Raw genomic sequence first — 17,878 nt, 5'->3', positions numbered from 1 at the left:
TAAGTGACTGGGTGTTTGGTGGCCCTACTTCCCGCCGGCGCCATCCGCCAGGGCGATGCGCACCATCCGCGCCAGATCGGCATGGCGGAACGGCTTGCGCAGCAGCCGCACGCCCGGGTCGAGGCGGCCGTGATGGACGATGGCGTTCTCGGTATAGCCCGACGTGTACAGCACCGGCAGGCCGGGCTGGCGGCGGCGGATCTCGTCGGCCAGTTCGCGGCCGTTCATCGCCCCGGGCAGGACGACATCGGTCAGCAGCAGGTCGAAGCGCGCGCCCGCCATCTGCCGCAGCGCCGCCTCGGCATCACTTGCCACCGTCACGCCATAGCCCAGTGCCCGCAACGAGTTGGCGAAGAGGCGGCAAACTTCGCCCGAATCCTCCACCACCAGGATCGATTCGTTGCCGCCGGGTGGACGGGCGATCGGCTCCTCGTCGGCGCGGACACCGGCCGTCCGCTCGATCGCCCGCGGCAAATAGAGCTTCACCGCGGTGCCTTCGCCGGGCTCGCTGTAGATTTTCACCTGCCCGCCCGACTGCTTGACGAAGCCATAGACCATGCTGAGGCCGAGGCCGGACCCCTTGCCCACGGGCTTGGTCGTGAAGAACGGCTCGAACGCGCGGGCCACCACCGCCTCGCTCATGCCGGTGCCGGTGTCGCTGACCGCGATCATGACGTACTGGCCGGCCGAGACCTCGGGGTGGACGGTCGCGTAGGTTTCGTCGAGCCGGGCGTTTGCCGCCTCGATGGTCAGCCGCCCCCCTTCGGGCATGGCGTCGCGCGCATTGATGGCGAGGTTCAGCAGCGCCAATTCGAGCTGGCCCGCATCGACCATCGCCCGCCACAGGCTGCCGGAGGTCACCACCTCGGTCTCGATCCCCTGGCCCAGGGTGCGCGACAGCAGGCCCTCGGTGCGCCCGAGGAGTTGGCCGATGTCGGTCGCCCGCGGGTCCAGCGGGTGGCGGCGCGAGAAAGCGAGCAGGCTGGCCGTAAGCTGGGCGCCGCGCTCTCCGGCGGCGATGATCGTCTCGATCTTCTCGCGCAGTCCGGGATCGGCCGACGGCGCCGCCAGAATGGCATCGCCCATGCCAAGGATGACCGTCAGCAGGTTGTTGAAATCATGGGCGATGCCGCCCGTCAACTGGCCCACCGCCTCCATCTTCTGGGCCTGCAGCAGGCGGGCCTCGGTATCGAGCTTCTCGGTCACGTCATGGAAATAGACCGAGAGCCCATCCTCGAAGGGATAGACACGGGCGTCGAACCAAGCTTGCAGCGGCCCGTAATGGACCGTGAATACCTCAGCCTGGCCCGAGCTCATCGCACGTTCGAGAGCCGGGCGGATCACCGAATCGGCGGCAGGGAAAGCGTCCCACACGACGCGGCCGACCAGGTCCTTGCCCATCACGGCGATGGCGCGGTCGTTCAGGTACTGGAAGCGGAATTCCCGGTCCAGGACGTAGAAGGCGTCCGAGATGCTGTCGAGGATCGTCTCCGAGCGCAGGCGCGCGCGCTCGGCCGCCGCCCGCGTCGCCTCCAGCTCGGCCCGGGCCAGGCGTTCGGCATCCAGCGCCTGGCCCAGCGCCTCGGACGAGCGCAGGTTCTCGATCAGGGTCGAGAGCATCAGGGCGAACTGCTGGCAGATCGCCTCGTCGGCCTCCGAGAAGTCGCCCTGGTCGCGGTCGGACAACTGGATGACGCCGATGTTGCTGCCGTCCTGGCCCACGAGCGGCACCGCCAGCCAGCCGCGCATCGGCGGGTGGCGGTCGCTGGCCTCACCGAAGCCGCGCCAGGCGGGATGGGCCTCCAACTCCGCCTGGGTCAGGCGCATCGGCTTGTTGCTCTCCACGACCAGGCGGTAGATTCCGGCCCCGGTCGGCGCCTCCTCGTAGCCCCGCCACTGGGCGTAGCGGTCGCTGAGCGAGACGGCATGGACTACCGGCGGCCCGCCATCGAGCGGGCTGGCGACGACGACCGACTGGTGGGCACCGACCAGCGAGCGCGTCAGGGCCGCGGCCGACCGCAGCATCGTCTCGGCCGAGCGCGTCCGGGCGAGGTCGAGCGATGCGCGCGCCAGGAGGTTGAGCTTGCGTGTCTCCTCCAGGCCGGCGGCCGCGCGCCGGGCCGCGAGCTTGCGCGCATAGAGCGCCAGCACCACCACCAGCGCCACCAGCAGGCCGAGCGTGACCAGCAGGCGCAGGGAACGCGCGAGCCATGGCCGCAGGACCCACGCCGCATCCATCCCGACGGCGACCACGAGCGGATAGCCGTCGACCGCGCGGTACGCCACCAGCCGGCGTTCGCCGTCGATCGGATTGTCGACCACGAAGCGCCCGCTCGGGCCCCGGGGCAGATACTCGACGAACAGCGGCAGGGTGGCGCGCGACGCCCCCAGCGCCGCCTCACGAAAAGGGTGCAGCGTCAGTACCACGCCATCGTCGCGAAAGAGACTGACGCGGCCGACCGGGCCGATGTCCAGGGCCCCGTAGAAATGCCCCAGATAGTCGATCGACAGGGCGGCGGCGAATACCGCCAGGAGTCGTCCGTCGCCATCCCGCACGGCGCGATGGACGATGATCGCCCATTCCCGGCGGCCTTCGCCGGTCGCGATCCGAACGGGCTTGCCGATCGCCAGGCCGGGATTCCGGTCGCGCTCCAGGGCCGCGAACCAGTCCCGCTGCGACAGATCCTCACCGCGCGGCTGACGACTGCGCGCGCTGTGCAGGAGCTGCCCCTGCCCGTCCATGATGAAATAGTCGAGCGAGCCGACCCCCGCCTTCTGCCGTTCCGACAGCAGGTCGAAGATGATGTTCCGGTTTTCCGCCGCGGGAATGCCGGCGACCGGGATGGCGGCGATAAGGGCGGACAGCGAGTGGTCGGTGACGGCGATCGCCTGCCCCGCCTGCCTGGCCAGCGCATCGGCCAGGTTCGTGCCATGGCGAAAGGCCGCCGCCTCGGTGTCGGCGCGGTCGTGAACGATGCCAAACCCCACCCAGCCGCACAGGGCGGCCAGGAAAACCCCCATCGACAGCAGTCGGATGCGCCCCTCGGACACGACCCTCTCCACCCCTAGCAGTGCCACGGCCGCGGTTCGGGCGCCTATGTTGTCGAGATCGCCTTACATATCAATGGTAGTTCTGTCGCATGTTGAACAGCCGATTGCGATGGTGGCCGATCTCGGCCTATGCTGCGCCCGTTCCGTAGGTCGAACTGAGAGATCGAGTGGCGCGAATCCTGGTGATCGACGACGACGAGCTGGTGGCCAAGACCATCGTGGCCCTGCTCGAATCGGCAGCGCACGAGGTCGAGGTCGCCATTAACGGGCGGGAAGCCCTGAAGGCATTCCGGGCCGGCGCCTTCGACCTGATCGTGACCGACATCTTCATGCCCGAGGTCGAAGGGCTGGAGACGATTCGCGAAATCCGCCGCATCGACCGCAAGGTGCCGATCATCGCCATGTCCGGCGGCCCGCGCGCCACGATCATGAGCGGGGCCATGGGCACGATGGACCATCTGGAAGTGGCCCAGCTTCTGGGCGCCACCCGCTCGGTCGGCAAGCCGATCACCCGCAGCAAGCTGCTGCCGGTCGTCAACGAGTGCCTGAGCGGGGCGGCGACCGGCACGACCGAGGAATAGGCCGGGCGCGGCTCACGCCAGCGCCGCGTCGCCGTACTGGGTGCGCACCAGCCGGGCGAAGGCACCGCCAGCCGCCATCAGTTCGTCGAACGACCCCTGCTCGATCACGTGGCCGTCCTCGAACACGAGGATGCGGTCGGCGTCGCGGATGGTCGACAGGCGGTGGGCGATGATGAAGGTGGTGCGGCCGCGCGTGACGGCGGCCAGGGCATCCTGCACCAGCCTCTCGGTGACGGAATCCAGTGCGCTCGTCGCCTCGTCCAGCACCAGGATCGGCGGGTCCTTCAGGATGGCCCGCGCGATCGCCAGGCGCTGGCGCTCGCCGCCGCTCAAGGTCACCCCGCGCTCGCCGATCGGCGTCTCGTAGCCCTGGGCCTGGCGCATGATGAAGTCGTGCGCCTGCGCCGCCCTGGCGGCCGCGACCAGTTCCTCGTCGGTCGCATCGGCCCGGCCGACCCGCAGGTTCTCGGCGATGCTGCGGAAGAAGAGCGCGCTCTCCTGGAAGACGACGCCGATGTTGCGGCGCAGGGATTCCAGCGTCAGCTCGCGGATGTCGTGGCCGTCGATGGTGATGCGGCCCGACTGCGGGTCCCACAGGCGGAACAGCAGGCCCAGGGTCGAGCTCTTGCCGGCCCCCGTCGGGCCGACCAGGGCCACAGTCTCGCCGGGTGCGGCCTCGAACGAGATGCCGCGCAGCGCCGGCCGGCCGGGATCGTAGGCGAACGTCACATCCTCGAACCGCACCGCCCCCTGGGCGCGGTCGATGGTGATGGCATTGGCGGGCTCGGTCACGATCGGCCGCGCATCCAGCACGGCGAAGAAGTCGGCGATCGCCGCCATCTGGAAGAACAGGCGGCTGATGAAGGACATGGCGTGCTCCAGCCGCGCGATCAGCAGCGTGGCGAAGCCCATGAACATGACGATCTCGCCCACCGTCGCCTTGCCCTCCAGGTGCAGGCTGGTGCCGAGCAGGAAGATCGAGATGACGGTGATGGTGCTGGCCGACTGGGCCAGGATGGTCGCCAGCGCCCACCAGTTGAGGACCGGGAACTGGGCCGCCAGCAGCCGCTGCATGACGTCGCCCAGTTGCCGCACCTCGGCTGCCAGGCGCACGAAGCTCTGGATCAGCAGCACGTTGGCGAGCGCGTCGCCGGTGCGCTCGGCCAGTTCCGAATGCTGCGATTCGACCGCGGTCTGGGCCGCTTCCGCGCGGCGGACGACGAACAGCGTCAGGCTGCAGAAGATGACGATGAGGCCGACCAGCAGCAGCCCCAGGCGCCAGTTCAGCCACAGCGACAGGGGCAGCAGCACCACCAGCGACACGAAGGTCGCCAGATGCTCGCGAAAGAAGGCGAGCCACAGGCCGAACAGGTGGTCGCTGCCCTGCAGCATCACCTTCAGCAGGCGGCCGGAATGGGTGCGGGTGTGGAACGCCACCGAAAGCTGCAACACATGCTCGAAAAACGACCGCATCGCCGCCAGGCGGTTGCGATGGGCCAGCCGGTCGGCATGCAGCGACACGGTCATGTTGGCGATGATGCCGCCGACGCCGACCGCGCCCCAGATCGTCAGCAGGACGATGGCATCGGCCCAGACGTCGGCCGCCGGCCGCCCAGGGCTGCCGGCCAGCGTGTCCACCACCCGGCCGAACAGCAGCGGCTCCAGGAATGGCAGCGTGGCCAGCGCCAGGTTGGCTATGCCCAGCAGGATGACGAGGTTGCGCTCCGGCGCCAGCAGCGCCAGGACCCGGCGATAGACCGTGAAGAAATTCATCCGCGAGCCCGCTTTCCGACGCTACCGCCCGTCGGCCCGATCGCCGAACAGCATGGTAACGTTCAAGCGGCGATCCTCGTACCGATCCCGGAAAGAAAAACGGTCGGTGGCGTGGAAAAGATCCGAATGGAAGATGATCGCCCGGTTGCTGCGGTAGTCGACCTTGAGCGAACCGGCGTCGTGCCGGGCGAGGTGGGCGGCGATCGCGTCCTCGTCCGCGTTGAAACGCTGGAACGACCAGTCGAGCGGCGCCTCGCAGCGATGGATCACCAGGCCGCCGCAGGACGGATCGAGATTGGCCTCGTCGGGCGTCAGCCAGAAGTTGACGTTGACGGCGGCGGCATCGGCATGGGTGCCGATCCCCTCCATCTGGCCGTCATACTTGTAGATCCACATCTGGCGCAGGCGGTGATGGCGGATGACCGACGGCAGCCGCCGCGGCAGCTCGGCCGCGATCTGGGCCAGCAGGCCGCACGCCACCTCCGGCAGGTAGGACCCGACATAGCCGCCATGCTTCACATGGTGGAAGATGGTCGAGCCGAAGCAGAACCGGCGCAAGGAGCGCAGTGCCGCCTCCTCCAGGAAGTCGTCCACCCACACGATCCCGGGTGCATCGGCGTGATAGGCGGCTTCCACCCGGCCCCAGTCGCGGGGGGAGAACGGGTCGCCCGCCACGGCCGGCGCCTCCAGCCGGTGGATGGCGCGATTGTAGCGGTGCCCGAGTGCCGCCAGCATCGGGTCGGTCAGGGCGACGGGACGGCGGGTCTCGTCGCCATCCGGCATGACCCGCAGCAGGGCCTCGTAGGGCGGGACCAGCCGCTCGATGGCCGCCCGGTCGACCGCCGGGTCGCCACTGGCCGACAGCAGCCAGCGGAACTGCTCCAGGTCATGGCGGATGCGGCTGCGGTTGGCCAGGCGGTCGACCGTGCCGTAGGGGACGGGCGGGTCGACGCGGCGGGCCCGGGCCGCCTGGGCCCGCCACAGGGACAGGGCCTCCTCGGCATCCCCCCGGGCCAGGCGCAGCAGGGCCAGGGCGGCCGACGACGGCGCGTGGCCAGGCGCCAGCGCCAGGGCCGCCCGCAGGCGGTCCTCCGCCTCCTCCAGCCGGTCGGCGCGCTCGAGCGCCAGACCCCAGGCATGGAGGAACCGTACTTCCCCCGGCGCCAGCGCGGACGCGCGGGCCTGCGCGTCGACAGCTTCCCCGGCCCGGCCCAGGGCCAGCAGGGCATTGCCGCGATTATGGTGGATGCCCGGGTGGCCGGGCGCCAGGAGCAGCGCGCGGTCGAATCCGTCCAGCGCCTCGGCCGGCCGGCCCGCGGATTGCAAGGCAGATGCGAGGTTGGCCAGGCTCGGCACATGCCGCGGATCGCAGGCCAGCGCGGCGGTGAAATGGCCGATCGCCGCATCCAGGCGACGGCGGTTCATCGCCTCCAGGCCCAGCGCATGGTGCCTGTCGGCCGGGGCGGGCGGGGCTGCGGGGCGCTCCTGGGTGGCGTTGCTGTCGACCATGCCGGGCCTTCGTCTCCTGCCGGTTCGTCGGCGTCGGGCAATCTAAGGCCTGGGTCGGGCAGCGGCAACGGAACGGCTGGAAATGCGCGACGGAACGTCGCAGTGCTGCATTGCACAAGAGCTTTTTCGAGCCATACAGCTCTGTTTCGAGATGCGGAAAATCCGCTAATTACCTGACATAGTGCGATATATGATCCGCCTCCGGGCCACTGAAGATCATGCACCATTCTTTCAGTGAGCAACTGCAAAAAACCTCTTGAAAGCCGCCAGGCGAGGGTGCATATTCGGTTTCGCAGCATGGCCCACACCGCCTCGCGGTGCATGTTGTGTCTTCTTGGGCGTTTCCTCCCTAAACTTGGGCCGCACCTTCGGGTGCGGCCTCTTCTTTTTCCGGCCCGCCGATCGACCGCGGCAACGCCAGCCCATGGCATGCTTGTTGCGACGCCGTCGGCACGATGCCGACCGATCCCTCCCCTTCCGTATCCGCCGCGCTGATCCAGGCCCAGGGCCTGGAACTGCATGGGCTGTCCCTGACGATCGAGCGCGCCGGCGAACTGGCGGCCGAGGTGGCGCGCATCCAGGCGCAGATGGCCGCCATCGTTCCGCCATTCTGGTTCTTCGACGAGCCGATGCAGTTCCTGGCCGTCCTGGACGAGTTGGCGCGGCCCGAGGACGGCCGATGACCGACCCGGCCCTGATGGGCGTGGCCGAGCTCGCCGGCGCCATCCGCCACCGTCAACTTTCGTCCGTCGAAGCCACGCGCGCGGCCCTGCACCGGATCAGCCAGTGGCAGCCGGTCGTCAACGCCTTCGTGCGGGTCGAGGCCGATGCCGCCCTGGCCCGGGCAGCCGACCTCGACCGCGCCGCCGCGGCCGGGCAATGGGCGGGGCCGCTGCACGGCGTGCCGCTCGCCCACAAGGACATGTTCGCCCGCGCCGGCGGGTCGATGACCGGCGGCTCGGCCATCCTGCCGGGCCAGCCGCAGCCCGACCCTGCCCCCGCCGTAGCCCGGCTGGAGGCTGCCGGTGCCATCACGGTCGGCTGGCTCAACATGTCGGAATTCGCGGCCGGGCCGACCGGCCACAACATCCATTTCGGCCATAACCGCAACCCCTGGGACCCGTCGCGCATCACCGGCGGGTCGTCGGCGGGCTCGGGTGCCGCCGTGGCCGCGCGCATGGTGGCGGGGGCGCTTGGATCGGACACGGGTGGTTCGATCCGCCTGCCGGCGGCGATGAACGGGCTGATCGGGCTGAAGCCGACCTATGGCCGGGTCAGCCGGGCTGGCTCGATGCCGCGCGCCTGGTCGCTCGACACCATCGGGCCGCTTACCCGCACGGCCGCCGACGCCAGCTTGATGATGGCCGCCATCAGCGGCCACGATCCGCGCGACCCCACGACCAGCCGCCGCCCCTTCCCCGACGACCGAACCTTCCTGGACCGGTCGGTGGCCGGCCTGCGCGTGGGCCTGCCGCCGCAAGCCTGGATGGCCGATGCGACGCCCGAGGTGGCGGGCGCCGTGTCGGCCGCCATGGACGTCCTGGCCGGTCTAGGCATGGCGGGCGCGGCCGTTCCCGCCCCGCCGCTCGAGCCCTATTTCGCCCTGGGCGACGCCATCTCCAAGTCGGAGGCGGCGGCTGCCCATGGGACCTGGATGCGCGACCGGCCGCAGGACTATTCGGTCCATGTCCACAGCCGCACCGAGGCCGGCTACCACATCCCGGCCACCCGCTACCTGGAGGCGATGGCGCTGCGCGGCCGCCTCCTGCGGCAGTTCGTCGAGACGGTGATGGCCGGCATCGACCTGATGGCCGCCCCCATCCTCACCTTCCCCGTGCCCACCATCGCCGAGACGGACGAGGAGCAGACCGCGGCCATCCCGGCCATGGTGGCACGCCTCACCCGCTACACCCGGCCCTTCAACTATCTGGGCCTGCCGGCGCTGGCCCTGCCGATCGGCTTCGACGGGGCGGGCCTGCCGATGGCGGTCCAGCTCGTCGGCCGGCCGTTCAGCGAGCCGCTGCTGCTGCGGGTCGCCCACCAGTACCAGCAGGCGACGGGGTGGCACCGCCGCGTGCCCAACCTGCCGGCCTGAAGCAGCCAACGAAACGAAAAGCACCAGGCGGGAGGCTTCCAGGAAACCACCGGGCTCACCCTCGAAAACGGGAGAGGCAGATGAAGTTTGCACGGGCGACGGGGTCGGCAAAGTTCCGATGGGGCGCGGTCGCGGGCGGTCTTGCCGCCGCCGCGATGGCAACGGCGGGGGTGGCGGCAGCGCAGGAGAAGGTGCTGCGGGTCGGCATGACGGCCGCCGACATCCCCTACGCGGCCGGCCAGCCCGACCAGGGCTTCGAGGGCTTCCGCTTCATGGGCTACATGCTCTACGACCCGCTGGTCCTGTGGGACCTGTCGAGCGCGGACAAGCCGGCCGCCCTGAAGCCCGGCCTGGCCGAATCCTGGTCGGTCGACGCCGCCGACAAGACCAAGTGGACCTTCAAGCTGCGCCAGGGGGTGAAGTACCATGACGGCGGCGAGTTCACCGCCGACGACGTGGTCTTCAACTTCGAGGTGAACCGCGACACCAAGGCCAAGCACTACGACCCCAAGCAGGCGGCCCAGGTGGCAACCCGCATCCCGGACCTGAAGGAGGTCCGCAAGGTCGACAAATACACCATCGAAATCATCACCCACACGCCGACCGCCTACGTGCCGTACGAGGTCAGCTTCTGGTTCATGCCGTCCAAGGCCCACTACGACAAGGTCGGGAGCTGGGAGGCCTTCGCCAAGGCGCCCGTCGGCACCGGGCCCTGGAAGCTCCAGCGGGTGGTCCCGCGCGAGCGGGCCGAGATGGCCGGCAACAAGGACTATTGGGACCGGGACCGCGTGCCCAAGGTCGACCGGGTGATCCTGCTGCCCATCCCCGAGGCATCGGCGCGCACCGCCGCCCTGCTGTCGCGCCAGGTGGACTGGATCGAGGCACCCTCGCCCGACACGGTGCCGCGCCTGAAGCAGGCCGGCATGCAGATCATCACCAACGGCTACCCGCATAACTGGGCGATCGCGCCGTCGCGGGCACCCGGCTCGCCCTGGAACGACGTCCGCGTGCGCAAGGCGGCCAACCTCTGCGTCGATCGCGAGGGCATCAACAAGCTGCTGGGCGGCCTGTCGCTGCCGGCCAAGGGCCACATGCCGCCAGGCGACCTGTGGTTCGGCAAGCCCAGCTTCGAACTGGGCTACCGGCCGGACGAGGCCCGCAAGCTGATGGCCGAGGCCGGGTTCTCGGCTGGCAAGAAGCAGCCGATCAAGATCGCCATCTCGACCTCCGGCTCCGGCCAGATGCAGCCCCTGCCGATGTTCGAGGCGATCCAGGCCAACCTGAACGAGTGCTTCTTCAGCGTCACCGCCGAGGTGATGGAGTGGAATGCGCTGACGGCCTTTGCCCGCAACCCCGCCAACCATCCCGACATCGTCAAGGCGGGCGTCGATTCGGTCATCATCAGCCGCGCGATCCAGGACCCGTTCAGCGCCTTCGACCGCTTCTTCCTGCCCAACCGCATTCCGCCCGGCGGCTCCAACTGGGGCATGGTCGACGACCCGGAATACAACGCCCTGATCCAGAAGGCGTCCCAGACCTTCGAGCTGGAGGCCCAGAACGCCGTGCTGGGCGAACTGCACGCCGCCCTCGTCAACAAGGCGGAATGGATCTGGATCACCCATGACGTGAACCCGCGGGCGTTGGCCCGCAACGTGAAAGGGTTCGTCCAGGCCAAGAGCTGGTTCCAGGACCTGACGTCCGTCACCAAGGACTGAGGCCAATCCGGCCGGGCCGGGGCGCCGTCGCCCCGACCTGTGCCTGGCCCGATAGCCACGACCGATTGGGGGAAGCACATCCATGACGACGTTCGGGAAGACGAGGAACCGGGGGGCGATGGGCCTGCTGCCGGCCGCCCTGCTGGTGGCGGGCGCGCTGGCCGGGCCGGCGCTGGCGCAGGAAAAGGTGCTGCGCGTCGGCATGACGGCGGCCGACATCCCCTACACCGCGGGCCAGGCGGACCAGGGTGCCGAGGGCTACCGGTTCATGGGCTACATGGTCTACGACACGCTCGTCCTGTGGGACCTGTCGAGCGCCGACAAGTCCGCCGGCCTGGTGCCCGGCCTGGCCGAATCCTGGTCGGTCGACGCCAGCGACAAGACCAAGTGGACCTTCAAGCTGCGCCAGGGGGTGAAGTACCATGACGGCGGCGAGTTCACCGCCGACGACGTGGTCTTCAACTTCGAGGTGAACCGCGACACCAAGGCCAAGCACTACGACCCCAAGCAGGCCGCCCAGGTCGCCACCCGCATCCCCGACATCAAGGAAGTGCGCAAGGTCGACACCTACACGGTGGAGATCGTCACCCACACGCCCAGCGCCTACATCCCCTACCAGGTCAGCTTCTGGTTCATGCCGTCCAAGGCCCACTACGACAAGGTCGGTAGCTGGGAGGCCTTCGCGAAGGCGCCGGTCGGCACCGGCCCGTGGAAGCTCCAGCGCGTGGTGCCGCGTGAGCGGGCCGAGATGACGGCCAACAAGGAGTATTGGGACAAGAAGCGCGTTCCCAAGCTGGACCGCGTCGTGCTGCTGCCCATTCCCGAGGCATCGGCGCGCACGGCAGCGCTGCTGTCGCGCCAGGTGGACTGGATCGAGGCGCCCTCGCCCGACACGGTGCCGCGCCTGAAGCAGGCCGGCATGCAGATCGTCACCAACGGCTATCCGCACAACTGGGCGATCGCGCCATCCCGCGCGCCGGGTTCCCCCTGGAACGACATCCGGGTGCGCAAGGCGGCCAACCTCTGCGTCGACCGCGATGGCATCAACAGCCTGCTGGGCGGCCTGTCGCTGCCGGCCAAGGGCCACATGCCGCCGGGCGACACCTGGTTCGGCAAGCCCAAGTTCGAGCTGGCCTACAAGCCCGACGAGGCCCGCAAGCTGATGGCCGAGGCCGGCTTCTCGGCGACCAAGAAGCAGCCCATCAAGATCGCCATCTCGACCTCCGGCTCCGGCCAGATGCAGCCGCTGCCGATGTTCGAGGCGATCCAGGCCAACCTGAACGAGTGCTTCTTCAGCGTGACCGCCGAGGTGATGGAATGGAACGCGCTGCTGGCCGTCGGCCGCCAGCCGGCCAACCACCCGGACATCCTGAAGGCCGGGATCGATTCCCTCATCATCAGCCGCTCGATCCAGGACCCTTTCAGCGCCTTCGACCGCTTCTTCCTGCCCAATCGCATTCCGCCGGGCGGGTCCAACTGGGGGCTGGTGGACGACCCGGAATACAACGCCCTGATGATGAAGGCCTCCCAGACCTTCGAACTGGAAGCCCAGAACGCCGTGCTGGGCGAACTCCATGCCGCCATCGTCGACAAGGCGGAATGGATCTGGATCACCCATGACGTGAACCCGCGGGCGATCGCCCGCAATGTGAAAGGGTTCGTCCAGGCCAAGAGCTGGTTCCAGGACCTGACGCCGGTCACCAAGGACTAGGTCGAGGGTCTGCTGGCAAGGGGGAGGGTTCGATGCTGGGCTACATCCTGCGGCGCACGCTCTACACGATCCCGATCGCGCTCGGCGTGACGATCCTGTGCTTCGCGCTGGTCTATCTCGGACCCTCCGACCCCTTGAGCGCCATCCTGCCCGAGGATGCGCCCAAGGAACTGATCGACCGCATCAAGAAGGAATACGGCCTCGATAAGCCCCTGCCCGTCCAGTACGTCATCTGGCTCGGCAAGGCGGTAACGGGCGACCTCGGCACCTCGATCGCCACCCGCCGCCATGTCATCGACGAGATCCCGCCCGCCTTCTTCAATTCCCTGCTGCTGGCCGTCCTGGCCTCGTGCCTGGCCTTCACCGTGGGCACGGTGCTGGGCGGCATCGCCGGCTACTTCCATGGTCGCCCGATCGACCGGGCGGTGACCGCACTGGCCGTCACCGGGGTCAGCGTGCCGCACTACTGGCTGTCGATCGTGCTGGTCATCATCTTCTCGGTCGAATGGGACATCCTGCCGTCGATGGGCATGGGTCCGGACGGGTCGACCAACTTCAGCTTCACGCCCGAGAACCTGCGCCACCTGATCCTGCCGACCATCGCCTTGTCGGTGATCCCCATGGCAATCGTCGCCCGGACCGTGCGCGAGAGCGTGCGCGAGACGATGAGCCAGGAATTCGTCCAGGCGCTGTGGGCCAAGGGTCTGACCGGCCGCAAGATCCTGGGCCATGTCGCCAAGAACGCCGCCCCCACGGTACTGGCGGTGATGGGCCTGCAGATGGGCTACCTGCTGGGCGGCTCGATCCTGATCGAGACGGTGTTCGCCTGGCCCGGCACCGGCCTGCTGCTCAACAACTCGATCTTCTCGCGCGACATCCCGATGCTCCAGGGGGTGATCCTGGTGCTGGCGCTGTTCTTCGTCACCCTCAACCTGCTGGTCGACATCCTGCAAGCGGTGCTCGACCCGCGCATCAAGCGCTGACCGGAGGCGACGCCCATGGCCGAAACCACCGTTGATGCCGTCATCCTGCCGCGGGCACCCGTCGCCGTCGACAAGCCGCCCGGCTACTGGATCAGCGTCGTCCGCCGCCTGAAGCACGACCCGGTGACGCTGTTCTGCCTGGCCGTCCTGGTGGCGATCGTGCTGGCCGCCGTCTTCGCCCCGCTGGTCGCCCCGCATGACCCCTACAAAACCAGCATGCTGCGGCGCCTGGCCCCGATCGGCACGCCGGGCTACCTGCTCGGTACCGACGAGCTGGGCCGCGACCTCTTGACCCGCCTCATCTATGGCGGCCGCATCTCGCTCTTCATGTCCTTCACGCCCGTACTGCTGGCCTTCATCATCGGCGGCACGCTCGGCATGATCGCGGGCTTCGTCGGCGGCTGGGTCAACATGGCGATCATGCGCACGACCGACGTCTTCTACGCCTTCCCCTCGATCCTGCTGGCGATCGCCATTTCCGGCGCCATGGGGGCGGGCCTCACCAACGGCCTGATCTCGCTGACGCTCATCTTCATCCCGCCGCTGACCCGCATCGCCGAGAGCGTGACGACCCAGGTGCGCAGCCTGCCCTATGTCGAGGCAGCACGGGCCAGCGGGGCGTCCACCTTCGCCATCATCCGCGTGCATGTGCTGACCAACGTCGTCGGCCCGGTGCTCGTCTATGCCTCCAGCCTGCTGTCGGTCGCCATCGTCGTCGCCTCGGGCCTCAGTTTCCTCGGCCTCGGCGTCAGCCCGCCGGAGGCCGACTGGGGCCTGATGCTGAACACGTTGCGCCAGTCGATCTATGTGGCACCCTGGAACGCGGCCCTGCCGGGGGCGGTGATCTTCGTCACCTGCATGTGCTTCAATCTGCTGAGCGACGGCCTGCGCCAGGCCCTCGATATCCAACGCTAACAAGGACGCCGAATGTCCGAAGCCCTGACCGAGGATTTCCTCGCACTCACCCGCCAGGCCGGCCTCACCTTCACCGACGAGGAAGCGCCGCGCATGCACGACGCGTGGCTGAAGATGCACGCGGTCCTGCTGTCGCGCCTGCCGACCGACGCCGACCTGACGGCGGAGCCCGCCCTGGTCTTCGTGCCGGCCGGCGCCGGGGTGGCGGCATGACCAGCCTGACGGACATGACCATCGCCGGCCTGTCGGCGCTGATCGGATCGAAGCAGTTGTCGCCGGTGGAGCTGGTCGACGCCTACCTGGCGCGCATCGCCGCCATCGACGGCGACCTCAGCGCCTACATCCTGGTGACGACCGAGGAGGCCAAGGCCGCCGCCCGCACGGCCGAGGCGGAGATCGCGGCCGGCAACTGGCGCGGTCCCCTGCACGGCATCCCGATCGGGCTGAAGGACATCTATTCGACCAAGGGCATCCCGACCACGGCCCATTCCCGCCTGCTGAAGGACAATGTGCCGTCCGAGGACGCCGAGACGGTAGCGCGCCTGGCGGAAGCCGGCGCCATCAGCCTGGGCAAGCTGTCGACCCACGAATTCGCCTTCGGCGGCCCCTCCCCCGACCTGTTCAGCCCGCCCGCCCGCAACCCGTGGAACCGCGACCTCCAGCCGGGCGGGTCGTCCAGTGGCTCGGGCGTGGCCGTCGCGTCCGGCATGTGCGCGGGCGCCATGGGGTCGGACACCGGCGGCTCGATCCGGGGGCCGGCCGGCTTCTGCGGGCTGGTCGGGCTGAAGCCGACCTACGGGCTCGTCTCCCGCCGCGGCGTGCTGCCCTTGAGCTGGACGCTCGACCATGCGGGGCCGATGACCTGGACCGCCCAGGACTGCGCCCTGATGATGGAAGTGCTGGCCGGGCATGACCCGGCCGACCCGGCCTCGGTCAATGGCCCGGTGCCCGACTTCAAGGGTGCAATCGGCCGCCCGGTCGAGGGCATGCGCATCGGCGTCGCCAAGGCATGGCACGAATCGGCCGACCCCGAGCTCGTGGCCGCGATCGACAAGGCCGCCGCCGTGCTGGCCGGCCAGGGCGCGATCGTCGACGAGGTGACGCTGCCCGACCTCATGGACTTCCACGCCGCCGGCCGCATCATCCTGCTGAGCGAAGGCTTCGCCATCCACCAGCGCCACCTGCGCCGCCAGCCCGAGATCTATGGCGCCCTCTTCCGCGACCGCATGCGGCTGGGCGCCTTCATCTCGGCCGACCAGTACATCCAGGCGATCCGCTTCCGCCGCACCTTGGTCGACCAGATGAACCTGGCAATGGCGCCCTACGACGCCATCCTGACCGCCACCCAGTACGGCCCGCCCGACCGCATGGAGGAGGCGCCCGTCTTCCCCTTCTTCGGCAAGCCCTACTTCACCATGCCCTTCAACGTCACCGGCCAGCCGGCCGCGGCCGTGCCCTGCGGCTTCTATTCCAGCGGCATGCCGATCAGCATGCAGGTGGTGGGCAAGGCCTTCGCCGACGATGTCGTGCTGGCCGTCGCGCACGCCTATGAGCAGGCGGCCGGCGACCGCGTCACCCGGCCTGCCATCGCGGGGGGTGGACAGTGAAGGTCTGCATCGTCGGCAGCGGCGGCACCATCTCGTCGCTGGGCCATGGGTCGCTCGACTATGTCGATTATGGCGACACCGGGCAGAAGCTCGACCCCGCCGGCCTGCTGGAGCGGTTCCCCGAGGTGGCGGCCGCGGGCGAGGTCATCCCGGTCACCTGGCGCGCCATCGGCAGCCCGGACATCGACGTGCCGGACTGGCTGGAGCTGCTGGCCCTGCTGCACGCCCTGCCCGGCCGGCATCCCGGCCTGGACGGCATCGTGCTGACCCACGGCACCTCGACGCTGGAGGAGACCGCCTATTTCCTGCACCTGGCGCTGAAGCTCGACATCCCGGTCGTGCTGGTCGGCGCCCAGCGCCCGGCCTCGGCCTTCGGCAGCGATGCCGGCGCCAACCTGCGCAACGCCGTGCGCGTCGCCGGCAGCGCCGAGGCCCGCGGCATGGGCGTCCTGGTCGTCCTCAACGACGAGATCCAGTCCGCCCGCGACGTCACCAAGACCTCGATCCTGCGCGTCCAGACCTTCCGCACGCCCGATTTCGGCCTGCTGGGCTATGCCGATCCCGACCGCGTGCTGTTCTACCGCAAGCCGACGCGCGCCCATGCACCGGACACCGAGTTCTCGGTCGAGGGCGCGGCCACCCTGCCCCGCGTCGACATCGTCTCCAGCTATGCCGGGGCTGACGCGGTGGCGATCGAGGCCTACCTGGCGGCCGGCGCCCGGGGCCTGGTCCTGGCCGGCCTCGCCCCCGGCATGGTGGCGCCACGCCAGCGCGAACCGCTCGACCGGGCGGCCGCCGCCGGCATCCCCGTCATCATGTCCACCCGCTCCATGAGCGGCCGCGTCGTCCCGCGTGCCGGCCTGCGCAATCGCGGCTGGCTGGCGGCCGACACCCTGTCGCCGCAGAAGGCCCGCATCCTGCTGATGCTGGGCCTGACGGTGACGAGCGAGCCGGAGCGGTTGCAGGCGATGTTCGACCGCTATTGAGGCAGCAGCGCCGCCAGTTCCGGCGGCGCCCCCCTCGAATGCATAGGGATTGAGGAGCTGGCGGCAAACGCCGCCAGGAAACTCCGAGTGTCATACCAATGGTCGGTTGCCAACGGACGCCGGCTCATTTATCGGCGCCCCATCCAGCCCGTGCGGGCGTTTTGTCAGTCACCTACGCTTGAGCATCGTGAGGCCGCTTCGAACGTCCGGGACACCACGAAAAAACTAGGATCCGGTATATCTCGACGAGCAGCGATGCCCCCAAAAGCCGACGCGTTCTGGCTCTGCTGGGCCTTTGAACGCATCAGCGTCTGGCGGAGGCTAGGGTCGGCCTGCATAGCTTTGTTCGGCACAAACATTCTCCCATTGATCAAGGTAGGAAAGCCTCCGCCCCGCCGGATGCGGGACCGGTAAGCGTCACCCTACCGCGGCCGACTCGGTCGACGTGAGACCTCCTAGCGTCTCGCCTATTCCGTGCGTAGGCGCTACGCTCAGCGTCAGGGAGGATTCTAATGCGGAGACTAATAGTGTTGGGACTGTTGACAGTCGCCGCCTGCGGATCGCGGATGTCGACTGCGGATCAATGCTCTTCCTACGGCTTCCAGCCTGGGACGACGGCGCATGCAAACTGCCAACTTCAGGTTAATATCGCCGATGAGCAAGTGCAGCAGAGGCGAAGTGCATCAATGATGCGAATGGGATCGCAGATGATGCAAACCCCTCCAGCGAACAACACGTCATTCTCCTCGTATCGGATGCCGAGCGGCAGGATCGTGAACTGTTCCACAATCGGGACTATGACGAGCTGCAATTGAGGGATACGCGTTCCTGACTCGCAATTTCGCGACTACGCCAAGGTTGGGTAGGTATCGGAGGCGCAGATCGCGGCCGATTTTGGGGAAATACGGTTCGGCGGCGGTACTTGTCTTGAAGAAATTGCGATTCAGATAAA

At 68.7% G+C, this 17,878-nt stretch carries 13 protein-coding genes; 10 read left to right on the top strand and 3 right to left on the bottom strand.

All coding sequences use genetic code 11. The features are described 5' to 3' along the window. Window positions 1-24 precede the first annotated feature (24 nt). Entirely contained in the window at window positions 25-3,051 is a 3,027-nt protein-coding gene (locus STVA_RS07420) for an ATP-binding protein (protein ID WP_142235697.1), read from the bottom strand. Between the two features lie 167 nt (window positions 3,052-3,218). Here STVA_RS07420 and STVA_RS07415 point away from each other — a divergent pair, with 167 nt between their 5' ends. Further along, on the top strand, window positions 3,219-3,632 hold the full coding sequence (locus STVA_RS07415; RefSeq protein WP_170216406.1) for a response regulator: 414 nt from the start codon (window positions 3,219-3,221) through the stop codon (window positions 3,630-3,632). Between the two features lie 12 nt (window positions 3,633-3,644). On the opposite strand, the gene STVA_RS07410 is transcribed toward STVA_RS07415, so the two are convergent. Together STVA_RS07410 and STVA_RS07405 are read right to left on the bottom strand one after the other, a co-directional pair. Next, window positions 3,645-5,405 (bottom strand): glucan ABC transporter ATP-binding protein/ permease, encoded by a 1,761-nt coding sequence (locus STVA_RS07410; RefSeq protein WP_123689248.1) that lies wholly within the window; start codon window positions 5,403-5,405, stop codon window positions 3,645-3,647. 21 nt (window positions 5,406-5,426) lie between these two features. After that, window positions 5,427-6,914 carry a tetratricopeptide repeat protein gene (locus STVA_RS07405; RefSeq protein WP_123689249.1) on the bottom strand — a complete coding sequence of 496 codons (1,488 nt, stop codon included), beginning with the start codon at window positions 6,912-6,914 and terminating at the stop codon, window positions 5,427-5,429. 455 nt (window positions 6,915-7,369) lie between these two features. On the opposite strand from STVA_RS07405, the gene STVA_RS27570 reads away from it, so the two are divergent. The 9 genes from STVA_RS27570 to STVA_RS07365 all read left to right on the top strand — a co-directional run bounded on the left by STVA_RS27570 (window position 7,370) and on the right by STVA_RS07365 (window position 16,926). Further along, on the top strand, window positions 7,370-7,597 hold the full coding sequence (locus STVA_RS27570) for a hypothetical protein (RefSeq protein ID WP_170216407.1): 228 nt from the start codon (window positions 7,370-7,372) through the stop codon (window positions 7,595-7,597). Continuing rightward, complete coding sequence (locus STVA_RS07400; RefSeq protein WP_170216408.1) at window positions 7,594-9,009, top strand: amidase; 1,416 nt, start codon at window positions 7,594-7,596, stop codon at window positions 9,007-9,009. The genes STVA_RS27570 and STVA_RS07400 overlap by 4 nt, the downstream gene beginning before the upstream one ends. An 80-nt stretch (window positions 9,010-9,089) precedes the next feature. Further along, on the top strand, window positions 9,090-10,724 hold the full coding sequence (locus tag STVA_RS07395; RefSeq protein WP_179955441.1) for an ABC transporter substrate-binding protein: 1,635 nt from the start codon (window positions 9,090-9,092) through the stop codon (window positions 10,722-10,724). 82 nt (window positions 10,725-10,806) lie between these two features. Continuing rightward, window positions 10,807-12,435 carry an ABC transporter substrate-binding protein gene (locus tag STVA_RS07390; RefSeq protein WP_123689252.1) on the top strand — a complete coding sequence of 543 codons (1,629 nt, stop codon included), beginning with the start codon at window positions 10,807-10,809 and terminating at the stop codon, window positions 12,433-12,435. Between the two features lie 32 nt (window positions 12,436-12,467). Next, window positions 12,468-13,418, top strand: a complete 951-nt coding sequence (locus tag STVA_RS07385) for an ABC transporter permease (protein WP_123689253.1) — start codon at window positions 12,468-12,470, stop codon at window positions 13,416-13,418. A 15-nt stretch (window positions 13,419-13,433) separates the two neighbouring features. Then, window positions 13,434-14,333, top strand: a complete 900-nt coding sequence (locus STVA_RS07380) for an ABC transporter permease (protein ID WP_123689254.1) — start codon at window positions 13,434-13,436, stop codon at window positions 14,331-14,333. A gap of 12 nt (window positions 14,334-14,345) precedes the next feature. Continuing rightward, window positions 14,346-14,546 (top strand): hypothetical protein, encoded by a 201-nt coding sequence (locus STVA_RS07375; protein WP_123689255.1) that lies wholly within the window; start codon window positions 14,346-14,348, stop codon window positions 14,544-14,546. Then, window positions 14,543-15,940 carry an amidase gene (locus STVA_RS07370; protein ID WP_123689256.1) on the top strand — a complete coding sequence of 466 codons (1,398 nt, stop codon included), beginning with the start codon at window positions 14,543-14,545 and terminating at the stop codon, window positions 15,938-15,940. Before STVA_RS07375 ends, STVA_RS07370 begins: the two co-directional genes overlap by 4 nt. After that, a complete protein-coding gene (locus STVA_RS07365) occupies window positions 15,937-16,926 on the top strand; it encodes an asparaginase (protein WP_123689257.1) in 990 nt (329 codons plus the stop codon). The genes STVA_RS07370 and STVA_RS07365 overlap by 4 nt, the downstream gene beginning before the upstream one ends. Window positions 16,927-17,878 lie beyond the last annotated feature (952 nt).

The sequence above is a fragment of the Stella humosa genome, assembly GCF_006738645.1.
GTDB classification, from domain to species: Bacteria; Pseudomonadota; Alphaproteobacteria; order ATCC43930; family Allostellaceae; genus Allostella; species Allostella humosa.
The sequence above is the reverse complement of the archived record's forward strand: the minus strand, read 5'-3'. Positions and strand labels throughout refer to the sequence as shown.

Excerpts from the sequence above, each read along its gene's own strand:
- STVA_RS07410 (WP_123689248.1), bottom strand. The coding sequence starts at position 5,405 with ATGAATTTCTTCACGGTCTATCGCCGGGTCCTGGCGCTGCTGGCGCCG.
- STVA_RS07405 (WP_123689249.1), bottom strand. The coding sequence starts at position 6,914 with ATGGTCGACAGCAACGCCACCCAGGAGCGCCCCGCAGCCCCGCCCGCC.
- STVA_RS27570 (WP_170216407.1), top strand. The coding sequence starts at position 7,370 with ATGCCGACCGATCCCTCCCCTTCCGTATCCGCCGCGCTGATCCAGGCC.
- STVA_RS07400 (WP_170216408.1), top strand. The coding sequence starts at position 7,594 with ATGACCGACCCGGCCCTGATGGGCGTGGCCGAGCTCGCCGGCGCCATC.
- STVA_RS07395 (WP_179955441.1), top strand. The coding sequence starts at position 9,090 with ATGAAGTTTGCACGGGCGACGGGGTCGGCAAAGTTCCGATGGGGCGCG.
- STVA_RS07390 (WP_123689252.1), top strand. The coding sequence starts at position 10,807 with ATGACGACGTTCGGGAAGACGAGGAACCGGGGGGCGATGGGCCTGCTG.
- STVA_RS07385 (WP_123689253.1), top strand. The coding sequence starts at position 12,468 with ATGCTGGGCTACATCCTGCGGCGCACGCTCTACACGATCCCGATCGCG.
- STVA_RS07380 (WP_123689254.1), top strand. The coding sequence starts at position 13,434 with ATGGCCGAAACCACCGTTGATGCCGTCATCCTGCCGCGGGCACCCGTC.
- STVA_RS07375 (WP_123689255.1), top strand. The coding sequence starts at position 14,346 with ATGTCCGAAGCCCTGACCGAGGATTTCCTCGCACTCACCCGCCAGGCC.
- STVA_RS07370 (WP_123689256.1), top strand. The coding sequence starts at position 14,543 with ATGACCAGCCTGACGGACATGACCATCGCCGGCCTGTCGGCGCTGATC.